The organism is Eubacterium ramulus ATCC 29099, assembly GCF_000469345.1.
Classification (GTDB): Bacteria; Bacillota; Clostridia; order Lachnospirales; family Lachnospiraceae; genus Eubacterium_I; species Eubacterium_I ramulus.
This window is the reverse complement of record NZ_KI271183.1, coordinates 1-21,105: the sequence shown is the minus strand read 5'-3', so window position 1 is coordinate 21,105 and position 21,105 is coordinate 1. Positions and strand designations below refer to the sequence as shown.

The following is a 21,105-nucleotide window of genomic DNA, read 5'->3' as shown; positions in this document are numbered from 1 at the left end:
ATTTCTGTGTGGTATGATAAAGAAAATTATGAGTGAGAACGTCGCAGCATCATTGTAGAATGTGGAGGATTGGAAATATGGAAAAAAACATTGATATTGCAGCACTTGGCGAATTATTGATTGATTTTACAGAAGCTGGAACAGGCGCAGATGGTATGCGTTTGTTTGAACAGAATCCAGGTGGAGCTCCGGCAAATCTGCTGACGGTTGCCAGCCATATGGGGTATCGGACAGAATTTATCGGAAAAGTTGGAAAAGATATGCATGGTGCATTTTTGAAAAAGACTCTGGAAAAAGAAAATATTGGTGTTTCTAACCTGATGGAAGATGATCATTATTTCACAACACTGGCATTTGTAGCCATTGATGAAAATGGTGAGCGTGAATTTTCCTTTGCGAGAAAACCGGGTGCAGACACACAACTGCGTGCGGATGAACTGGACAAAGAACTTTTGCAAAACTGTAGAATTTTTCATTTTGGTTCCCTGTCCCTGACAGACCAGCCGGCAAAGGATGCGACCGTAGCGGCAGTAACCTGTGCAAAAGAAGCAGGTGCATTGATCTCTTATGATCCGAATTATCGTGCAACTCTGTGGAGCAGTGAAACAGAAGCAGCTGAAAATATGAAATCCATGATTTCTTATGCAGATGTCATGAAAGTATCCGATGAGGAAAGCCTGCTTCTTACCGGGGAGACAACCTATGAAGCCGCAGCAGACAAACTGCTTGCGATGGGACCGAAACTCATTGCAGTAACTCTTGGCAGCGAAGGTGTACTGATGGCGACCAAAGAGAAAAAAGAGCGCATGAAAGGATTCTCTGTACAATCTGTAGATACAACTGGTGCAGGTGATTCTTTCTGGGGCGGTACGTTAAGTGCATATTTATCATTGGAAAAACCAATTGAATCTTTGACATGGGAAGAAATTCACCATTGTGCCGTATGTGGAAACGCAACTGCAGCACTCTGTGTGCAGAAACGTGGTGGAATTCCGGCAATCCCGACCAAAGAGGAAGTGGAGCAGATGTTAGCAGAAAAATTAAGTTAAACTCTGGTGAGCGGTTGTAGCAGCCGATTGCAAGTGTCTGCTTTACACTAAAGTATAACAAAAGAAAGACATCAATATGGGAAAAAAAGTATTAGTAGTAGACGATGAAAAAGAAATTGCAGATTTGGTAGAAGTGTACCTGAAAAACGACGGCTATGAGGTGCTGAAATTTTATAATGCCACCGATGCCCTGCACTGTGTAATGGAAGAACAGGAACCGGATCTGGCACTTTTGGATGTAATGCTCCCGGACATGAGTGGCTTTACACTTTGCCAGAAAATCCGTGAAAAATACCTGTTCCCGATTATCATGTTGACAGCAAAGGTTGAGGATATGGATAAAATTACCGGTCTGACACTTGGTGCAGATGACTATATCACGAAGCCTTTTAATCCGTTGGAGTTGATGGCGCGGGTAAAAACACAGCTGCGCCGTTATACCCGGTACAATCCCGGAAGTATGGAACCGGAAGAAACATTGCCGGCAGACGAGATCGACATTCGCGGTCTGCAAATCTGTAAAAATAAACATAAATGCACCTTAAATGGGGTGGAATTAAACCTGACACCAATCGAGTTTGATATTTTGTGGTATCTGTGTGAGCATCAGGGAAAGGTAGTATCTTCCGAGGAGCTGTTTGAGGCAATCTGGAAGGAAAAATATCTGGACAACAACAATACGGTTATGACACATATTGCCCGTCTGCGTGAAAAAATGCAGGAGCCGGCGCGAAAACCGAAATATGTAAAAACGGTCTGGGGCGTGGGATACACGATTGAATAAGATGGTATATTGCAGTAGGTAAGGGGATGCATATGGAGCAGAAAAAGAGTGATACGAATAGAAAATATCTGCGCACGCAGCTTACAGGACAGGTGTTTGGAAACTATATCCTGGCTATAGTGATATATGTGGCAGCTCTATTTGCAATATTGGCAATCGGTTGGTCAGTAAGCATCAATATATCATGGCGGCCGAGCAACATTTATTATTTGTTGCAGTGGGTAAAAGAATGGATCATTGCCATTATGCTTATATTGATCCTGATCGGATGGATTGTTATTACTTTGCGGTTTATGACACGCCCGCTGCGTTATCTGGATGAACTGGTGGATGCATCGGAAAAACTTGCCAATCCGGGAGAAGAACCGATCCGGTTATCCAGAGCAATGAAAAGTGTGGAAGATGAACTGAATCTGGTGCGGGAAGGTGCTTTGCGAAATGCTATGCTGGCAAAAGAGGCAGAACAGCGAAAAAATGATCTGATCGTTTATCTGGCGCATGATCTGAAGACCCCGTTGACCAGTGTTATCGGTTATCTGACATTATTGCGGGATGAACCACAGATTTCAGAGGAAATGCGAAGTCGTTATACAGGGATTGCGCTGGATAAAGCAGAGCGTCTGGAAGATCTGATCAATGAATTTTTTGATATTACACGATTTAATCTGACCAATATTCAGCTGGAGCCGGAGCGCGTCAATATCAGTCGTATGCTGGAGCAGATCGGGTTTGAATTTCATCCGATTCTGGCAGAAAAAGATCTGAAACTGGAAACGGAGATCAAGCCGAATGTGGAAATTCTGTGCGATCCGGATAAACTGGCACGGGTATTTGATAATCTGTTGCGCAATGCGGTGAATTACAGTTATGCGGGCACGACCATTTATCTTTCTATGGATTATGAACCGATAAAAGATGAAGTGAAAATCTGTGTGGAAAATCATGGAAAAACAATTTCACCGGATAAATTGGACCGAATCTTTGATCAGTTTTTCCGTCTGGACAGTTCGCGAAGATCTTCCACTGGTGGTTCCGGTCTGGGACTTGCTATTGCAAAGGAAATTGTGGAATTGCATCACGGAACGATCACGGCAGAAAGTGAAAATGAGAGTATTCGATTTACGGTAGTGCTGCCGGGTGTTCCGGAGAATCTGTGGTAAAACAAAATTGAACGCATAAAAATTGCAAATAAAAGAAAACTATTTTCCTGCATTCCGTCTGTAAGAAAATCGTAAGGATTTCGGGAGAAAAACACAAGAAGCAGGAAAGAAAACCTAAAAGTATGAAAAGCTTTGTTTTGGTACGATAAGCGTATCAAAGCAAGGCTTTTTTTATTGGATAATATGAAAAACAGAAAAGCGAAAAAGAAAAGAGGATAAAAAAATGAGCGAAAAATACAGAAAAAAAGTGAAAGTAGCAGTTATTTTTGGAGGATATTCCTCCGAGTACAGTGTGTCTCTGGAGTCATCTGGCGCCGTGATAAAAAATTTGGATCCGGAAAAATATGAAGTGCTTCCGGTTGGAATCACAAAAGAAGGAGAGTGGTTTTCTTATACAGGGCCAGTGGAAAACATTGAAAATGATACCTGGCAGCAGTCCGAATACTGCACACCGGCTATGATTTCACCGGATCGAAATACACATGGTCTGGTGTTTCTTGGAGAAGACGGTGCAAAAACAATGCCGATCGATGTGGCGTTTCCGGTCATGCATGGAAAAAATGGTGAGGATGGAACCATTCAGGGTCTGATTACCATGGCGGGAATTCCGCTGGCAGGATGTGGTATTCTGGCATCTGCTTTGTGTATGGACAAAGACCGTGCGCATCTGGTGGCAGAGGCAGCTGGTGTCCGTGTACCGAAAGCAATGGTGCTGACGCAGGGAGATGATCGGAAGATGGCAGTTGATTTTGCATTGAAAACTGGCTATCCGGTGTACGTCAAACCAGTAAAAGCAGGTTCTTCTTACGGCGTGACAAAAGTGGAAAAACCGGTGGAACTGCAGTCTGCGATTATCAAGGCGTTTCAGTATGACGATGAAGTTATCATTGAAGAAAACATTGATGGATTTGAAGTTGGATGCGCTGTTCTTGGCAATCGCAACCTGATTACAGGGGAAGTAGATGAAATTCAGCTTTCCGGTGGATTCTTTGATTTTACCGAAAAATATACTTTGAAAACATCTGAGATTCATGTTCCGGCGCGGATTGAATTAAGAAAAATGCAGGAAATCAAACAGACCGCAAAGACAATTTACCAGGCACTTGGATGTCGTGGTTTTGCCAGAGTGGACATGTTCCTGACACCAGATGGCGAGATCGTATTTAACGAAGTAAACACGATTCCGGGATTTACGGAGCACAGCCGTTATCCGGGTATGATGAAGGCAGCAGGACTTGAGTTCCCGGAGATTTTGGAACGGATCATTCGTCTGGCAATGGAGTAATGAAAGGAGCAGCAACATGGAATTAAAAGTAAAAGCAGATGACGGTCAGCAGATCTGGCTTTCAAAGGAAGATATTTATCATGGAAGTCTGATTCTGGTCAATGCGGTGCATGCGTATCTGGAAAATACCGGAAACAAGCAGTATTTAGACGAAATATTACAGCCAGTGTTAAAGCAGCGGGAAAAAGATTTTTCCGCAAAAGATACCACAAGGATAGAAACTGCCTTGCCGGAAATAGCTGAACGATCGGAACAGAATTCTGAAGAATTTAACATGGATATTTATGACATGAAATTGCAGCGCAGAGCTGTCATTTTATTAAACGAACTGATGGAAAAAATGCATGGTTGGGAGCATATCGTTCCGGTGAGCGCATGGAGACCGCATAAAGAGCAGCAGAGTATCTGGGATACGTCCATGCGTGAGAGTGGACGGGAGTTTACGGAAACCTATGTAGCTGTTCCGGGACACAGTGAGCATGAAACCGGGCTTGCCATTGATCTGGGATTAAAACAGGATGTCATTGATTTTATCCGGCCGGAATTTCCATATGAGGGTATCTGCCAGCGATTCCGGCAGCTTGCACCAAAATACGGATTTATTGAGCGCTATCCAAAGGGGAAAGAAGAGGTGACCGGAATTGGTCAGGAGCCATGGCACTTCCGTTATGTGGGCGTGCCGCATGCGGAAATCATGACAGAAAAAGGCATGGTTCTGGAAGAATATATTGAGTTCCTGCGTGGTTATGAGTACGGAAAAAATCCATACCGTTACTGCAGTCAGGGAAAAGAAATATGGATTTCTTATCTGAATGCCGGTCAGTCAGAGCAGATCTGTCTGGATGCAGACCACAAAACACCGCGAGTGATTTCCGGTAATAACGTAGATGGATTTGTTATCACGGAATGGAGTACTTGTCGTGGGTAAACAGGGCGGTCTTGACCGCTACCGACTGATTGCGGCATTTCTGGTCATTGCGATTCACACGTCACCGCTGTTGTCTGTGAACGAAAATGCAGATTTTTTTCTGACACGGATTTTTGCCCGGATGGCAGTTCCGCTGTTTCTGATGATCACAGGACGTTATGTGGCAGCAAAATTCTGGGAAAATGATCCGGATGAGAAAGGTAGTTCCGCAGCAGTGTTACTCAGTTTTTTGAAAAAAATTGCGATTTTGTATGGTATTTCTGTCGTACTGTATTTTCCGGTGGGAATGTATGCAGGTCACTACAAACAAATCACTGTGACAGGAATTTTTCGCATGCTGGTATTTGACGGAACTTTTTATCATCTGTGGTATTTTCCGGCATGCATGCTGGGCATGGTGATCGTGTGGGGCTGTAGCAGAATTGGGAAAAATCATCAGCGTGAAATTAAAAATAACGAAGACAGAAATGATGCAAATAATGTGATTTTTGTAAGTAGGAATAATGCAAATAGAAATGATGTGAAAGAAGAAATATTGGCTCAGATATCAGAGGTAGGTTTCCGAATTACATTTGTGATTGTAATCATTCTCTATATATTAGGTCTTCTGGGAGACAGCTATTATGGACTGACAACACAGATTCCCGTGTTAAAGACCATATATGACGGAATGTTTCAGGTATTTTCTTATACAAGAAACGGTATTTTCCTGGTGCCGATCTTTCTGATGATCGGTGTCTGGTTTGCAAAGGTTGAACGGGAAAATACAGTGCAAAATGATAGTTACTGGGAAATGTCGGAACCAAAACGCTGGAATCGGAAGCACGCGGGACTCGGATTACTCATTAGTCTGGTGCTCATGACAGTAGAGGGATTTGCACTGCATGCGGCAGATTGGCAGCGGCATGACAGCATGTATGTGATGCTTCCCATCGTGATGATATTTTTGTACATCTGGATCTGTGCCAAACCACAGGAACCATCAAAAAAACTGCGCAGCCTGTCGACATGGATCTATATTTTACATCCGGCGGTAATCGTGGTAGTGCATGCATTGCCGGGCAGTCCGGGAAAAGAAATTGCCGGAAACAGTCTGCTGAATTATGTGGCAGTAGTAATTGGAACCTGTATCATATCCATCTTTGGAATGTATGTTACGCACCGGATCTCACATGGATTTGACTTGCATGTCAGAAGAAATAAATGATTGGAATTAAAGTTAAGAAGGAAAAAATATGTTGAAGCAAAAAGAGCAGAAACAAATTGAGAAAGATACAATACAAAGAAAAGAATTGCGATATGGATATCTGATCCCGTCCGACTGGAATTATGAAAAAATGAATCAGACAAAATCGAAATCAGAATCAGCGGGGCATCGCGCATGGCTGGAAATTGATCGTAAGGCACTGGAGCATAACGTGTGTCTGTTCCAACGGTTGTTGCCAGATACGTGTCAGCTTATGCCGGCAGTGAAGGCGCAGGCATATGGATTGGGGGCAGTTCTGATCGCAAAAGAATTGAACCGCCTTGGTATTCAGGCATTTTGTGTGGCAAGTGCAGAGGAAGGAATGGAGCTACGCAAGAACGGAATTGCAGGTGAAATCTTGATTCTTGGCTATACCGCACCGGAGCAGTTTGCTCTGTTACATACTTATCAGTTGACACAGACTGTCGTAGATTTTTCCTATGCAAAGCAGTTGAATCAGTCTGAAAAACCACTACATGTACATATTGCAGTAGACACTGGAATGCATCGTATCGGTGAGCGCAGTGAACATTTTGAGGAACTTTGTGCCATGTTTCAGATGAAACAGCTGGTGGTTGATGGAATATTTTCCCATCTGTGCGTATCGGATGGACAGAATGCTTCGGATCAGGCGTATACAAGGGCGCAGGCAGAATGTTTTCAGCAAATTGTACAGCATCTGGAAGAAAAAGGTTATGCTTGTGGAAAAAAACATCTGTTGGCAAGTTATGGGATTTTTTCCTATCCGGAATATGCATGGGATTATGCCCGTGTGGGTGTTGCCCTGTATGGAACACTCAGCAATGATGCGGATACGAAAACGATTGGAAAAGAATTATTGCCGGTATTTTCCATGAAAGCAAGAGTGGCTTCCGTGCGAAATCTGAAAACGGGTGAAACTGCCGGATACGGCAGACAGTTTGTGGCAGAAAAACAGAGCCGGATCGCCGTTATTACCATTGGTTATGCCGATGGACTGCCGCGCTGCCTGTCAAATGGTGTTGGCCAGGTGTTGGTTCAAGGAAAAAAAGTGCCGATTGTAGGGCGAATCTGTATGGATCAGGCGCTGGTTGATATCAGTGAGCTGGAAGAAGATGCAGTGAAAACAGGTGATGTTGTAACTTTGATCGGAACGGATGGAAATGAGACACTTACTGCAGCGGATATGGCAGAGGCGGCCGGAACGATCACGAATGAAATTTTAAGTCGACTGGGTAGCCGGTTGGAACGTTATATTTAGGGTGCGTTCGACTTGAATACCTTCAATTCAGCCTTATACAATTACCCAGAACAAGGTTATCATTTCGGAACGTTTGTGTTATAATTCTAACAGAATATGTAACTGTTCAGAGCCAACCTCCAAAATGCTACGCATTTCGTCGGTGTGGCGTATCCGCCAAATAAAATTTCAAAAACAGTCTTAAAAATGCAAGCATTTTACACCTGTTTTATGCAATTTTGCTTGGCTCTGAACAGTTAGCAGAATATTATAAAAGAGGTCTTTCTATGAAATTTGCACATACACTTCGAAATTATGATAAGAAAAATCTGGGAAAGGACATTTTAGCAGGACTGATCATCATGGCAGTCTCCATCCCGATTTCCATGGGATATGCACAGATCGCAGGATTACCGGCGGTGTACGGACTGTATGGATCAGTCTTTCCAATTTTGATCTTTGCGTTGTTTTCTACATCACCGCAGTTTATTTTCGGTGTGGATGCGGCTCCGGCGGCGTTGATTGGATCGGCGTTGGCAGGACTGAACATCACAGCGGGTTCGACAGAAGCACTGGCGGCAGTTCCGATGCTGACCTTTTTCGTGGCCTTGTGGCTGTTGATCTTTTCCTTATTGAAAGCAGGAAAACTGGTTAATTATATTTCTGCACCGGTTATGGGTGGATTTATTACGGGTATCTGCACGACAATTATTTTGATGCAGGTGCCGAAACTGATGGGTGGAACGGCAGGCGTTGGAGAATTTCTGGAACTGGCAGAACATATTGCAGAAACGGCAAAAACAATCAGTGTTCCATCCGTTATCCTTGGTGTGATTTCCCTTGTCATTTTATTACTATCGAAAAAAATCATGCCAAAATTCCCGATGGCAGTGGTACTGATGGCTGCAGGAGCCGTACTCACAAACGTGCTTCCATTGCAGGACTGGGGCATTCAGACGCTGGCAGCAGTCGAACCGGGACTTCCAAAATGGAGTTTGCCGGATTTTTCGGCTGTTCCATTAAAAGAAGCGGTTACGATCAGTTTGTCGGTAGCAGTCGTTATCATGGCAGAAACGTTGCTGGCAGAGAATAGTTTTGGACAGAAAAACCGATATCAGATTGACGATAATCAGGAAATCCTCGCATTTTCACTTGGAAATTTTGCAGCAGCATTTACCGGCTGCTGTCCGATCAACGGCTCCGTATCACGAACAGCTATGGGGGAACAGTATCAGGCAAAGACACAGCTGACCGGACTTGTGGCAGGCGGATCTATGATTATATTATTACTGTTTTGTACCGGCTTTATCGGATATCTGCCGATTCCGGTCCTGACAGCCATCGTGATCTCCGCGTTGCTCGGCGCGACAGAATTTGATCTGGCTGCAAGACTGTGGAACGTGAGCAGGACGGAATGTTTTATTTTTCTGGGTGCATTTTTCGGTGTGCTGTTTTTGGGAACCATCAACGGCGTATTGATCGGTATTATGTTATCTTTTACAGAGATGATCATACGGACAGCAAAACCGGCGACCTGTTTTCTCGGAATCCAGCCGGGACATAAGCATTTCAGAGATCTGAAAGAAGGACAGCAGATCCATCCGATATCCGGTGTGATCATTTACCGCTTCAGCAGCAATCTGTTTTTTGCAAATATTTCCGTGTTACAGCGGGAAATTGAGGCGGCACTGAAGGAAAATACGAGAGCAGTAATCCTGGATGCAAGCGGTATTGGAAGTATGGATATTACAGCAGCGGATCGTCTGAACCTGTTGAGCGAATCCCTGAAGGAAAAAGAAATCCGTTTTTACATTACAGAGCACATTTCCGGACTCAATACGCAGATGCGGAAACTGGGGCTTGGACATTTGATTGAAAATGGAAATGTCCGCCGTACGATCCACATTGCGTTGAAAGACATTGGCTATAAGCGTCCGTATCCGTTAGAAGGCGGTGTGGATAATGCGGAGCGCAGTGCATCATTAAAACGTGCGGATAATCGTGTACAGGAGTTTGTATGGGCCTTCGGAGCGGATGCAGAGACCGAGATGGAGAAGCAGATCATGCGTCAGATCGAGCATTTGAAAGAGACGAAGAATGTGGAAGAATTACTGCATGGAAGCTGGTCTCATATGGAGGAACTTGACCTGGATGAATGGCTGGAACATCTGGAAGAACATTTGAAAGAAATTGTGCGTATTTCCGGGAAAGATGAACATGAACTGGCACAGAAGATTGAACAGCACCGGCAGGAAATCCATGAACGGATTGCCAGAGAACATCCGGAGCTGGCAGAACGGTTTAAGGAACGCAGGCATCTTCTGGATGAGCACCTGAAGGAGCGGCATCCGGAAGTGTTTGTTTTAATCGAAAAATACAGGGAAGAAAGAAAAGAATAGTCTTTGTGGTTGAACAGCTGCCGGATTGATGATATTATTTACCATAATAATGTAAGCAGAACGGCTGGATCTGCTTACATGGAAACGAAGAAAATTGGGGTGTTTGTGAATGGCAACAATCAAAGACATTGCCGCAAAAGCGGGGGTCTCAATTGCAACGGTGTCCAGAGTGTTGAATCATGATGAGACGTTAAATGCACAGGAAGAAACAAAAAAGCGAATTTTTGAGATTGCAGAGGAACTGGAATATAAAGTACGGGCACAGAAAAAACGCAGAAAAAAATTAAAGATCGGTGTCTTTTATTCCTATTCTCCGGAGGAAGAGCTGGAGGATCCGTATTACTTGTGTATTCGCCTTGCCTTAGAACGAAAGCTCGAAGAAGAGGGATATCTCAGACAGACGGTAAAAATGGAAGATACCGCAGAATCGCTGAGCGGGCTTGACGGTGTGATCTGTACGGGAACATTTACCCGTGATATGATCGCCGTTATCGAATTGTGGAAATGTCCGGTCGTATTTGTGGACGCAAATCCGAATCCGGAGAAATTTGACAGTATTGTGGCGGATTACCGCCAGGCAGTAGAGGAGATTGTTTCGTATCTGGTGGCATGTGGCCATACAAAAATCGGCATGATCGGATGCAGGGAGGTGAATGCACAGGGCGTGGAATCGCTCGATACCCGCTTACACTGTTTTCAGGATGCGTTAACCAGGAAAGGTCTGTATCATCCGGAATATACGAAATACGGTGCTTACTATCCGATGTATGGATATGAACTCCTGAAAGAATTATATCAGGAAGGTAATCTGCCGACAGCGCTGTTTGTGGCAAATGATTCGATGGCGGCCGGAAGCTACCGGGCAGCATATGAGCTTGGATTACACATACCGGAGGATATCAGCATTATAGGGTTTAATGATATTCCGGCTGCAAAATATATGATTCCGCCGCTTACGACGGTCCGGCTGTACATGGAATTTATGGGAGAGTATGCCGTAAAACTTTTGGAGGAACGAATCTTGCATGGACGGGAAATCTGTGTAAAAGTATCTGTTCCAACGAAGTTATGTATCCGGGACAGTGTGAAAAAAATCAAATAAAAGAAAAGAACTGTAGAGCAAGTGGGATGTTTTATGGTTCTTTTTTTTCTGCTTTTACTGGTAAAAATATTTACATTTTACCAATAAAATGGTATATTGATTTTACTAGATGAAGTAAGTTGACGTGTTGGCAAGGGTTAAATAAAGCAGAGAGGAGAGAATACTATGGTAAGAAAAGCAGTGAAAAGATGGGAAGACAATCAGATAACCGGAATCGGCAGAAGAAATGCAAGAACTTCTTTTTACAAAGATTCCCAGAAACGAATGAGTTTGAACGGACAATGGGCGTTTTTGTATCTGGATGCACCGGAACTTTCGCCGGAAGGATTCGAACAGCCGGGACCGCAGGAAGGCTGGGACCAGATCGATGTACCGTCCGTGTGGCAGCTGCGTGGATATGACCGGATGCACTATACAGATGTATTGTATCCGTTTCCGATCAATCCGCCTTATGTTCCGGATGAAAATCCAACCGGAATTTATAAAAGAACCATCTGTCTGGATGAAGCATGGCTGGAAAAAGATACAATCTTGAAATTCCATGGGGTAGACAGTGCATTTGATGTATGGGTAAATGGAATGCATGCAGGTTTTGGCAAGGTGAGCCGTCTTCCGTCTGAATTTGATATCACAAAGCTGGTAAAAGCCGGAGTAAATGACCTTACCGTACGTGTATATAAATGGTCCGATGGTACCTATCTGGAAGATCAGGATATGTGGTGGATGTCCGGTATTTTCCGGGATGTCGAACTGATCAATGAAGAAAAAAATGCAATCCTCGATGTGCAGGTGGACGGAACACTGGATGACAGCTATCAAACAGGATTGTTCACAGCCAGGATCACAGGGAAGCAGCCACTAAAAGAGGCTGCTTGGAAGCTTTCTTACCGGGGCGAGATGGTTGCTTCCGGAGAAGCTTTCGCCAAAGAGGCGCAGATCTGTGTGAACGCGGAACTTAAGGATGTGCACCCATGGACCGCAGAGACACCGGAATTATATGAATTTACCGTCAATACCGGGACACAGGAAGTGACAGTGCGGTGCGGTTTTCGCAGAATTGAGATCAAAGACGACAATTTCCGTATCAATGGCCAGGTGATTTTGCTGAACGGAGTGAATCATCATGATTATAATCCGACGGAAGGAAGAACTGTCACAAGGGAACAGATGGAAGCGGATATCCGTCTGATGAAACAGTACAATATCAATGCGGTCCGTTGTTCCCACTATCCTGCAAATGAATATTTTTATGATCTGTGTGATTCATATGGCCTGTATGTGATCAATGAAGCAGATCTGGAATGTCATGGATTCGAGTGGGTAGAAAATTATACCTGGATCACAGATGATCCTGCATGGGAAGCCATGTATGTGGACCGCAGCGTCCGCATGGTGCAAAGAGACCGCAATCATCCATCCATTATTATGTGGTCCATGGGAAATGAATCTGCCTTCGGCTGTAATTTCAAAAGTGCAGCGAAAGCGATCCGGACACTGGATGATACCAGACTGATCCATTATGAAGGTGATTTTGAGGCAGAAGTGACCGATGTATATTCTACGATGTATACACGGTTAAAAGGTCTGAAAGAAATTGCCGAATACGAAGTAAAAGGAAACAAACCGCATGTGATGTGCGAGTATGGGCATGCGATGGGAAATGGTCCGGGGGGATTAAAAGCATATCAGGATATGTATCGTAAGTATAAACGCCTGCAGGGTGGATTTCTCTGGGAATGGTATGACCATGGGATCTATACGGAGGAAGATGGAGAAATCTATTATAAATACGGTGGAAATTATGGTGATTTCCCTACGAACGGAAACTTTTGTATTGATGGAATCCTGATGCCGGACAGAACACCTTCTCCCGGAATGGAAGAGTATAAGCAGATCATTGCGCCGGTAGATATTACCGGTGTGGAAGGAAGTATGCGGAAAATCTGCATATCAAACTATTATGATTTTCTGGATCTGGATGCTGTGACACTTCATTGGGAGGTAGTTGCGGAAGATGCTGCAATACAGGAAGGATGGATGACAGATCTCGCTGTGGCACCGCATGACAGCACGGTTCTTACGTTGCCGATCGCACCATTTGAATTGCAGGCAAATACAGATTATTATATCAATCTGACCGTATGCCAAAAGGAGGACAGTCTGTTTGCACCGGCCGGTCATGAGATCAAAAAAGTACAGATTCCGATGCAGATCCGCAGAGATGAATTTTCCGTGAGGGAAGCAGCCGATCAGCTCCGGGTGTCAGATCGCGCAGGCATCCTTACAGTGGAAAACAGCCTGGTGAAAGCAAGATTCAGTACCGTATTTGGAAAACTGCTTTCATTTGGAACGGAAGACAGAGCCTATCTGACCGAAGGACCGAGAATGAATGTTTATCGTGCTACCATCGATAACGATATGTATAAAAAAGAAGACTGGATGAATAAATATTTTCTGCAGAAACCGGTAGAAGAGACTGCGTATGTCAACTGGGAGGAAGAAGCAGACAGAACAATTGTCCGGATCGGAACTTATTTCAGCTGTTACAATCAGTCCTGGGGATTTAACTGTAACTATACGTATGAGATTTATTCCTGTGGACAAATGCATGTGGAGCTTCAGGGAAAAGCGGTGCAGAGAGGAAAACTGGAGCCGGAATTTTTCCCGCGTATCGGCATCACGATGAGGGCAGACCGTAAGCTTCAGAACACCATGTGGTATGGCATGGGACCGGGCGAGAGCTATGTGGACAGCAAAGCCGCTTCTGTTATGGGCATTTATAAAAATACCGTAGACGGAATGATGACGAATTATGTATTCCCACAGGAAAACGGACACCGTGAACAGGTGAAATGGTTTCGCATCGGAGATGGCAGGGACGGACTGTTATGCAAGATGAAAGCGCCGCTCGGACTGAATCTTGCCAACTATACGGATGAAAGTCTGGAACAGGCACAGCATCCGTTCGCAATTGAAAAAGCGGATGATGTGATCATTCATCTGGATTATCTGCATTCCGGTCTTGGAAGCAACAGCTGTGGAGAAGAACAGTTGGAAGAAAATAAAGTAAAGCTGCAGGATTTTGCACTGGCATTTACACTTCAGACAGTAACGGAGGGAAGCGAGATCAGAGAAGCAAGGATACAGTATATAGAATAGAAAAAGAGGACAAAAAGAGGAGGATTAGGATGAAAAAGGGAGTTGCAATCGGAGGACTCATACTTGTGACCGTCATTTGGGGAGGCGGTTTTGTGGCAAGTGACATGGCATTGGAAAGTATGAAACCATTTCAGATCATGATGGTCAGATTTCTGCTGGCATCCGTCCTGATGGGACTGGTAAGCATGGGACAGCGGAAAAAAGAGGCAAAAATCGAGAATCGCGCAGGGGCGGTCAAGGCAGGTATGCTGATGGGACTTACACTGTTTGCCGGATTTGCATTGCAGATTGTCGGTCTGCAGTATACAACTCCTTCCAAAAATGCATTTCTTACCGCATTGAACGTCGTTATCGTACCGTTTATTGCATTTGTGATTCTGAAAAAGAAGGTCGGCGTAAAAGGAATTATCGGGGCGATCATGGCAGTCGCAGGAGTCGCACTGCTTTCCCTGAACGGAAATCTGACACTTGGTATCGGAGATCTGCTGTCACTTTTCTGCGCCGTTGGATTTGCATTTCAGATTTTCCTGACCGGAGAATTTGTAAAAAAATATCCGGCAGCCGTTTTGAATCTCGTTCAGATGTTTACCGCATTTGTGCTTTCCACGATCAGCTTGTTTGTATTCGGAGAGACCGATTTTCAGGTTACGACCAAGGGTTGGCTCAGCGTCTTATATCTCGCTGTGATCAGCACGACCATCTGTTATCTGCTGCAGACCGCATGTCAGAAGTATGTAGAAGAAACAAAAGCAGCCATCATACTTTGTATGGAGTCCGTATTTGGAACGATGTTTTCCATTATCATTCTGCATGAAGTGATCACACCGCGCATGGTGGCCGGCTGTATCATTATCCTGATTGCCGTAATTATTTCCAATCTGTCGGAATCCGGCGGAGAAGGAAACGGGGAAAACGTGCAAAAGATAAGAGAAACCGCATAGCAGAATACGAAGCAAATAACAAAAAAGCTCCCGGGAGGAACCATCTCCCGGGAACTTTTTTATCTCAGTCGAGAAGACTCCCACTTTTATATGTCAGCTTTCGCTGACCAGAATCATGCACCAAGAATCACGTGCGTTCGACTTGAACTACAGAATGATTTTTTACAGGAATATATACTTCAGGATGAACAGCACTGCAAGAATATACATGAGCAGGCTGATCTTTTTCTTTTTCGCATTCCCTGTAACCACGTTTAATACGACATAAGAGATAACGCCCATAGAGATACCTTCGGAAATGCTGTAGAAGAACGGCATTGCCAGAATACAGATATAACATGGAATTGCCTCAATGACATCATTAAAGTTGATGTTTGCCACATTTGTCAGCATGTAGAATCCTACGATTACCAGTGCCGGAGCGGTCGCGAAAGACGGGATGGCAAGGAAGATCGGGGATAACAGCAGAGACAGTGCAAACAGTACGGCGGTTGTAATGGAAGTCAGACCGGTACGGCCGCCTTCGGATACACCGGAAGCACTCTCTACGAAAGTTGTGGTTGTGGAAACACCGAGAACAGCGCCTGCAGTAGTACCAACAGCGTCAGCCAGTAACGCACCTTTGATACGCGGAAGCTTGCCGTCTTTGTCCAGCATGCCTGCTTTGGTAGATACACCGATCAGAGTTCCGATGGTATCAAACATATCTACGAATAAGAATGCAAACAGGATCACCACAAAGTTCAGTGATAAGATACCGGAGAAATCCATCTTACAGAAGATCGGAGCAATACTCGGAATGGACAGACCGTTGCTGAAATCCGGGATCAGCGTATAGAAGCCAAGATCCGGGTTTGGAACATATAGTCCGACGCCCTGACAGATCAGACCAAGTGCCCATGTGATCAGAATACCCCAGAGGATATTTCCTTTGACATTTTTAATAACCAGAGCACCGGTGATGATGATACCGATGATCGCAAGCAGAACCGTGATTCCTACATCATGGAACGTAGCGCTTACGCCATTTACCTCATTGTAGCCATCGACAGAGAACAGCTGAAGCAGTGTGGAACCGCCGATTACGATATGTGCGTTCTGCAGTCCGATAAATGCGATAAACAGACCGATACCAACACTGACTGCAGATTTCAGATTCTGCGGGATCGCATTGAAGATTGCTTCACGCACGTTTGTCAGGGACAGAACGATGAAGATGATACCTTCCGCGAAGACAGCAGCCAGAGCATACTGCCAGCTGTATCCCATGCCGAGCACGACGGTATAAGCAAAGTACGCATTCAGTCCCATACCCGGTGCAAGGGCAAACGGATAGTTGGCAAACAGCGCCATTGCGAGTGTACCAATAAATGCAGCCAGTGCGGTTGCAGTGAAGACAGCTCCGTGATCCATACCGGCGGCAGACATGATACTTGGGTTGACAGCCAGAATGTATGCCATGGTCATGAAGCTTGTGATTCCGGCAATAATCTCAGTTTTGACATTTGTGCCGTTTTCTTTGAGCTTGAAAAATTTTTCTAACATAACTTCCCTCTCCTTAGTTTGTTAAATGAAATGAGTAACTCACACATTATAGCGTTTTTCCGGGAAGAAAGAAAGAGCTTTTTTACGAAATCATACGAATATTTCCGATCATTACAGTATTTATATGTATACATTAGAAACAGTAATGCAATACAGAAATACAGCTTATAAAATCCCATGCTCAATTTATAGTTTCTTTTTCAGCATCTCCGGATTGGAAGCATAGGAAAGTGCGGTCTCAGGAGCCACTGTGCCTTCTCTGACCAGCAGCTGAAGACTGTAATCCATTGAATGCATGTCTTCTTTATTCGCCGAGTAGACGGTTCCGTCAATCTGCGGGATCTTATTATCACGGATCATATTCCGGATGGCAGGGGTAACCGTCATGATCTCAAATGCAGGAACCTGCGTGCCGTCCAGAGCAGGAACGAGCTGCTGCGAGATCACCGCCTGCAATACCATAGAAAGCTGTACGGCGATCTGCCGCTGCTGATTCGCCGGAAATACATCAATGATGCGGTCAATGGTATTGGCTGCACCGATGGTGTGAAGCGTGGAAAAAACGAGATGACCGGTCTCTGCCGCAGTCATGGCGACATCCATCGTTTCATAATCACGCATTTCGCCCAGCAGAATAACGTCCGGGCTCTGTCGGAGGGACGCACGCAGTGCATTGACATAGCTGAGTGTATCGATACTGATCTCACGCTGACTGACGATACTTTTGTCATGCCGGTGCAGGTATTCGATGGGATCCTCCAGCGTGATGATATGCTTTTCCATCGTGTGGTTGATCTGGTTGACCAGACACGCAAGGGTGGTGGATTTGCCGCTTCCGGCAGGACCGGTGACCAGAACCATGCCCTTGGAGAGACCGGCGAATTTCATGACAGGAGCAGGAATACCGATGTCTTCCGGGTGCGGGAGCTCAAACGTGATGACACGGATGACCGCAGAGAGTGCACCACGCTGCTTGTAAGCACTGACACGGAAACGGGAGAGTCCCGGAATCGCAAACGAAAAATCATCATCTCCCCGTTCCAGAAGCGGCGAAAGGTCACGGGCCTGCGCCAGTTCATAAAGCTGTTGTACAAACTCACTGGTCTGCGGCGGCATAAGCCGCTCTCCCTCTTCTCTTAAAATCCGGCCGTTGGCCCGGTAGGATACCGGCAGACCGGCGATGATAAAAATATCCGATGCCTGATCGACGACGGCTTTTTGCAATAATTCATTCACATTCATCTGAAACACCTCATTTATTGTTACAGTTCACTCATCATATGTATTCAAATATTAATCAGTTGCAGTACGGTCACTTCCAAGAACCGGAAGCGTAGTTTTCTCTTCCCAGCCGGAGGCTGCTGTTTCCCGCCAGGCAGTAATCCGCCGTGTGTGTGATGCGGCATCTGCACTTACGGTTAGCTGCAGATTCTGGCTGTCACTTACCGGGATCAGGGCAGTGATTTCAAATACCGGGCTTTCTGCGTTCTGCCGTTCTACAGAAACGGAGATCGCAGGTACAGTTCCTGCAAGCGCTTCCAATGCCGGCTCCGGTGTCTCCGTTTCCAGCGCCTCATCAATCTGTGCCAGCAGGGCAGAAGCCTGTGTACCGGCAGCAGCGTATTCGGTCTGGTGTTTTGCCAGCGCCTGACTGTAGGACTGATCCCGCAGGGCACCGGAGAGCGCCAGTGCGGCGAAGGTAACCAGACATAAAATAATGAAAATGACCAGCAGATAAGACGTACCGATCTGAAATCCGGGCATGGAATCCGGACGTTTTTTACGTTGCATCGTCACGCACCTCCTTTGCCGGGAACCGGACAATAGTCTGTTTCCGTCGAATAGATCACGGGATCCTCATCCGGAGTGTTGTTTTTCAGGCGCGAAGCCGTAAAGCAGCCATGCAGCAGACGGCCGGAGGGCTGTATCCGGATCTGCAGCGTGTAAGCAGCATCAGCATGCGTGCAAAGCTGCCAGCTGCTGTCGTAGCAGAGCGTGTAATCCGCAGAACCATCCGGCTGCCGGGTGCAGCTGACCCGGTCACCAAAGATATCCGTAAAGTCACCGCCGGCCAGAAAAATCTCCGTACAACCGGATACTTTTTCCAGAGCGGCATTCAATTCCTGTGTCTGACGGCTGATAAGATGTGCACGTGCAAAGAACTGTACACAGACGACGGAAGTCAGACTGAAAAATAAAATTGCAATGATAAGTTCCAGCAGAAACAGGCTGGAACGCTTGGCTGGTGTTCGTTTCATAATATACTCCTGTAGGTCACCGGGTGCTCTTGATGCTGACGTAAGTGTCCGACAGATTGCCATCACTGTCTGTGCAGGACAGATGGAACAGCCCGTCACGGGATTCTTCAAAGGAAAATCCATCCGTGGCGAGGATTTCCCGCCCGTCGCCGGCAGAAGCCGCTACCCCCTCTTTGATAAATAGTTCCCGCAGATATCCGTCGTATGCATAGAGATATGTCACGTAGGACTGTCCGGAGTATTCCTGCCGGATCAGGATGGCATCCTGACCATCGAAGGTTCCTGCAATAATGGCGTCACTGCTATCTGCATGATGCAGCTTTTCCGTCACGTAAGACAGTGCGGTACAGTTGCTATAAGAATCGTTGGAGACATGGACCTGACGGCTGTAAGAGCCGGAAGCCAGAACGACCAACGCCACAGAAGACGCAGCCAGTGCAAAAAACAGAGCCAGAGGAAAGAGAAAATCTATGACATGTTTTCGTTCTGTATATTCTTTTCGATACATCGTCATACCTCCGTTTCTATCGTTCGATCACTGTAATATCCGGCAGCAGATTGGCACCGCCGATCTGATAATCCACAAAAAACAGATCCGTATCATAGCGGATGCCGCAGGTATCCTTTAAATCCTGCAATGTCTCCGGATAGCGCCCTTCCAGCGCATAATACTGGGTAACACCCCGCCAGAGCGCATGCTCCAGGCTGTTTTTCTGTTCCTGCCGTGTGCGGTTGGAAATCCGTGTGATTCCCACGGAGAACAGTCCGCAGATAACGACGAAGATCAGCAGGGACAGACAGAGATTCCGGAACGGGTGCGGAGACTTCCCGTGGTAAAACCGCCGGTTGTCAGGTACAGGTATCATCGCAGCCACCTCCTAGAGTCCTGCCATGATGCCAAGCAGCGGCAGCATGACAGAGAGCAGAATGATGCCAACGATCACCGACAGGATAATGACCAGCGTCGGTTCGAGGACAGCGAGAAAAGAAGTGATATGTTCTCTCAGCTCTTCCTCGCAGCGGTCCGCAATTTGTTCCATCACTTCATCCATCATGCCGGATTTTCCGGCGATGGCAGTCATACGGGCGTAGACACCGGTGAAAACCTTTGTTTTTACGAGTGCACTGGAAAACTCGGTGCCCTGTTCGATTTCGGCACAGCACTGATCAAGCCGTTTCAGGTAGAAGGGATCCTCGATCAGATTTCTGGAAAACTCCAGACCACGTTCCGGTGTGAGTCCGCTTTTCAAAGCCAGTGCCATGGCGCCGGCGAAGCGGCAGCTGTCGGAACAATCCGCGATCTCACGGAAATGGCGGAAGCGGTGTCCGAGCCGTCCGGCCAGATGACGGCCTTTTTCGGTACGGGTCAGCACGATACCGGCTGCAATGACAGCCGCGGTCAGGATGACAAATACCAGGGCATAGCGTGACAGAACGCTGCCAAGCAGCAGGATCCCTTTGGAGAGACCGGTCATCTCGGTGCCAAGCTGGACAAACACCTGCTGAAAGACCGGCATGACTTTTGTGATCAGGATTACAATGACTACCAGCATCAGGATGATCATGATCAGTGGATAGGACAGGGAACTGCGGATGCTCCGGCTCAGACTTTCTTCCCGCTGATAGTGTGCGGACAGAGATTCCATGACATCATCAAGCCGTCCGGTTTCTTCTCCGATGGCTGTCATATGGATGAGATAAGAGGGAAATACCCCTGTCCGGTTCAGCGCATCTGCGAAGGTGCCACCGGATTGCATGGACTGATACATGGTGTCCAGCAGAGTCCTTTCCGCATCGTTTCTGGTATCTTCCATCAGCAGTTCCAGCCCCTCCAGAGCTGAAATGCCGGATCGCAGGATCATACCCATCTCACCGCAAAAGGATGCGAGTTCCGGGTAAGACAGCGATTTTTGCTGTAAATGTTCCATTCTGTGTGCCTCCTTATCGTTTCTGAAATCATAATAAAATGAGATAAAAAGTGATACATAGCTGCTTCTTTTTCAAGTCGAACGCACGTGAGACTTGGTGCG

At 46.0% G+C, this 21,105-nt stretch carries 18 protein-coding genes; 11 read left to right on the top strand and 7 right to left on the bottom strand.

Annotated features, from left to right (window positions below; all coding sequences use genetic code 11):
• Positions 1-77: 77 nt before the first annotated feature.
• From HMPREF0373_RS13695 to HMPREF0373_RS13645, 11 genes are all read left to right on the top strand, one after another.
• Positions 78-1,049 carry a carbohydrate kinase family protein gene (locus tag HMPREF0373_RS13695; protein WP_044964584.1) on the top strand — a complete coding sequence of 324 codons (972 nt, stop codon included), beginning with the start codon at positions 78-80 and terminating at the stop codon, positions 1,047-1,049.
• Positions 1,050-1,125: 76 nt separating this feature from the next.
• Positions 1,126-1,833: a VanR-ABDEGLN family response regulator transcription factor gene (gene vanR, locus HMPREF0373_RS13690; RefSeq protein ID WP_021740355.1), complete on the top strand. Its 708-nt coding sequence runs from the start codon at positions 1,126-1,128 to the stop codon at positions 1,831-1,833.
• A gap of 32 nt (positions 1,834-1,865) precedes the next feature.
• Positions 1,866-2,993, top strand: coding sequence for a sensor histidine kinase (locus tag HMPREF0373_RS17815; RefSeq protein ID WP_044964580.1), 1,128 nt, complete (start codon positions 1,866-1,868; stop codon positions 2,991-2,993).
• 223 nt (positions 2,994-3,216) lie between these two features.
• The gene (vanG, locus tag HMPREF0373_RS13680) at positions 3,217-4,278 is read left to right on the top strand and encodes a D-alanine--D-serine ligase VanG (RefSeq protein ID WP_021740353.1); all 1,062 of its coding nucleotides are present in this window, start codon (positions 3,217-3,219) and stop codon (positions 4,276-4,278) included.
• 16 nt (positions 4,279-4,294) lie between these two features.
• Complete coding sequence (locus HMPREF0373_RS13675) at positions 4,295-5,206, top strand: D-alanyl-D-alanine carboxypeptidase family protein (protein WP_021740352.1); 912 nt, start codon at positions 4,295-4,297, stop codon at positions 5,204-5,206.
• Complete coding sequence (locus HMPREF0373_RS13670) at positions 5,166-6,413, top strand: acyltransferase family protein (protein WP_081695278.1); 1,248 nt, start codon at positions 5,166-5,168, stop codon at positions 6,411-6,413. The genes HMPREF0373_RS13675 and HMPREF0373_RS13670 overlap by 41 nt, the downstream gene beginning before the upstream one ends.
• Positions 6,414-6,441: 28 nt before the next feature.
• A complete protein-coding gene (vanT, locus tag HMPREF0373_RS13665) occupies positions 6,442-7,692 on the top strand; it encodes a serine racemase VanT catalytic subunit (RefSeq protein ID WP_021740350.1) in 1,251 nt (416 codons plus the stop codon).
• Positions 7,693-7,958: 266 nt separating this feature from the next.
• Complete coding sequence (locus HMPREF0373_RS13660; protein WP_021740349.1) at positions 7,959-10,070, top strand: SulP family inorganic anion transporter; 2,112 nt, start codon at positions 7,959-7,961, stop codon at positions 10,068-10,070.
• A 109-nt stretch (positions 10,071-10,179) separates the two neighbouring features.
• Complete coding sequence (locus HMPREF0373_RS13655; protein ID WP_021740348.1) at positions 10,180-11,172, top strand: LacI family DNA-binding transcriptional regulator; 993 nt, start codon at positions 10,180-10,182, stop codon at positions 11,170-11,172.
• Positions 11,173-11,337: 165 nt separating this feature from the next.
• The gene (locus HMPREF0373_RS13650; RefSeq protein ID WP_021740347.1) at positions 11,338-14,331 is read left to right on the top strand and encodes a glycoside hydrolase family 2 TIM barrel-domain containing protein; all 2,994 of its coding nucleotides are present in this window, start codon (positions 11,338-11,340) and stop codon (positions 14,329-14,331) included.
• A gap of 29 nt (positions 14,332-14,360) precedes the next feature.
• Entirely contained in the window at positions 14,361-15,272 is a 912-nt protein-coding gene (locus HMPREF0373_RS13645) for a DMT family transporter (protein WP_021740346.1), read from the top strand.
• A 162-nt stretch (positions 15,273-15,434) separates the two neighbouring features.
• On the opposite strand, the gene HMPREF0373_RS13640 is transcribed toward HMPREF0373_RS13645, so the two are convergent.
• The 7 genes from HMPREF0373_RS13640 to HMPREF0373_RS13610 all read right to left on the bottom strand — a co-directional run bounded on the left by HMPREF0373_RS13640 (position 15,435) and on the right by HMPREF0373_RS13610 (position 21,003).
• Positions 15,435-16,817 (bottom strand): NCS2 family permease, encoded by a 1,383-nt coding sequence (locus HMPREF0373_RS13640; RefSeq protein ID WP_021740345.1) that lies wholly within the window; start codon positions 16,815-16,817, stop codon positions 15,435-15,437.
• Between the two features lie 186 nt (positions 16,818-17,003).
• Complete coding sequence (locus tag HMPREF0373_RS13635; RefSeq protein WP_021740343.1) at positions 17,004-18,059, bottom strand: type IV pilus twitching motility protein PilT; 1,056 nt, start codon at positions 18,057-18,059, stop codon at positions 17,004-17,006.
• 51 nt (positions 18,060-18,110) lie between these two features.
• On the bottom strand, positions 18,111-18,608 hold the full coding sequence (locus HMPREF0373_RS16150) for a hypothetical protein (protein WP_021740342.1): 498 nt from the start codon (positions 18,606-18,608) through the stop codon (positions 18,111-18,113).
• 2 nt (positions 18,609-18,610) lie between these two features.
• Positions 18,611-19,075 (bottom strand): PulJ/GspJ family protein, encoded by a 465-nt coding sequence (locus tag HMPREF0373_RS16145; protein ID WP_021740341.1) that lies wholly within the window; start codon positions 19,073-19,075, stop codon positions 18,611-18,613.
• A 16-nt stretch (positions 19,076-19,091) separates the two neighbouring features.
• The gene (locus HMPREF0373_RS13620) at positions 19,092-19,583 is read right to left on the bottom strand and encodes a DUF4860 domain-containing protein (protein ID WP_044964578.1); all 492 of its coding nucleotides are present in this window, start codon (positions 19,581-19,583) and stop codon (positions 19,092-19,094) included.
• A 16-nt stretch (positions 19,584-19,599) separates the two neighbouring features.
• Positions 19,600-19,941 carry a hypothetical protein gene (locus tag HMPREF0373_RS13615; RefSeq protein ID WP_022036275.1) on the bottom strand — a complete coding sequence of 114 codons (342 nt, stop codon included), beginning with the start codon at positions 19,939-19,941 and terminating at the stop codon, positions 19,600-19,602.
• A gap of 12 nt (positions 19,942-19,953) precedes the next feature.
• Entirely contained in the window at positions 19,954-21,003 is a 1,050-nt protein-coding gene (locus tag HMPREF0373_RS13610; protein WP_021740338.1) for a type II secretion system F family protein, read from the bottom strand.
• Positions 21,004-21,105 lie beyond the last annotated feature (102 nt).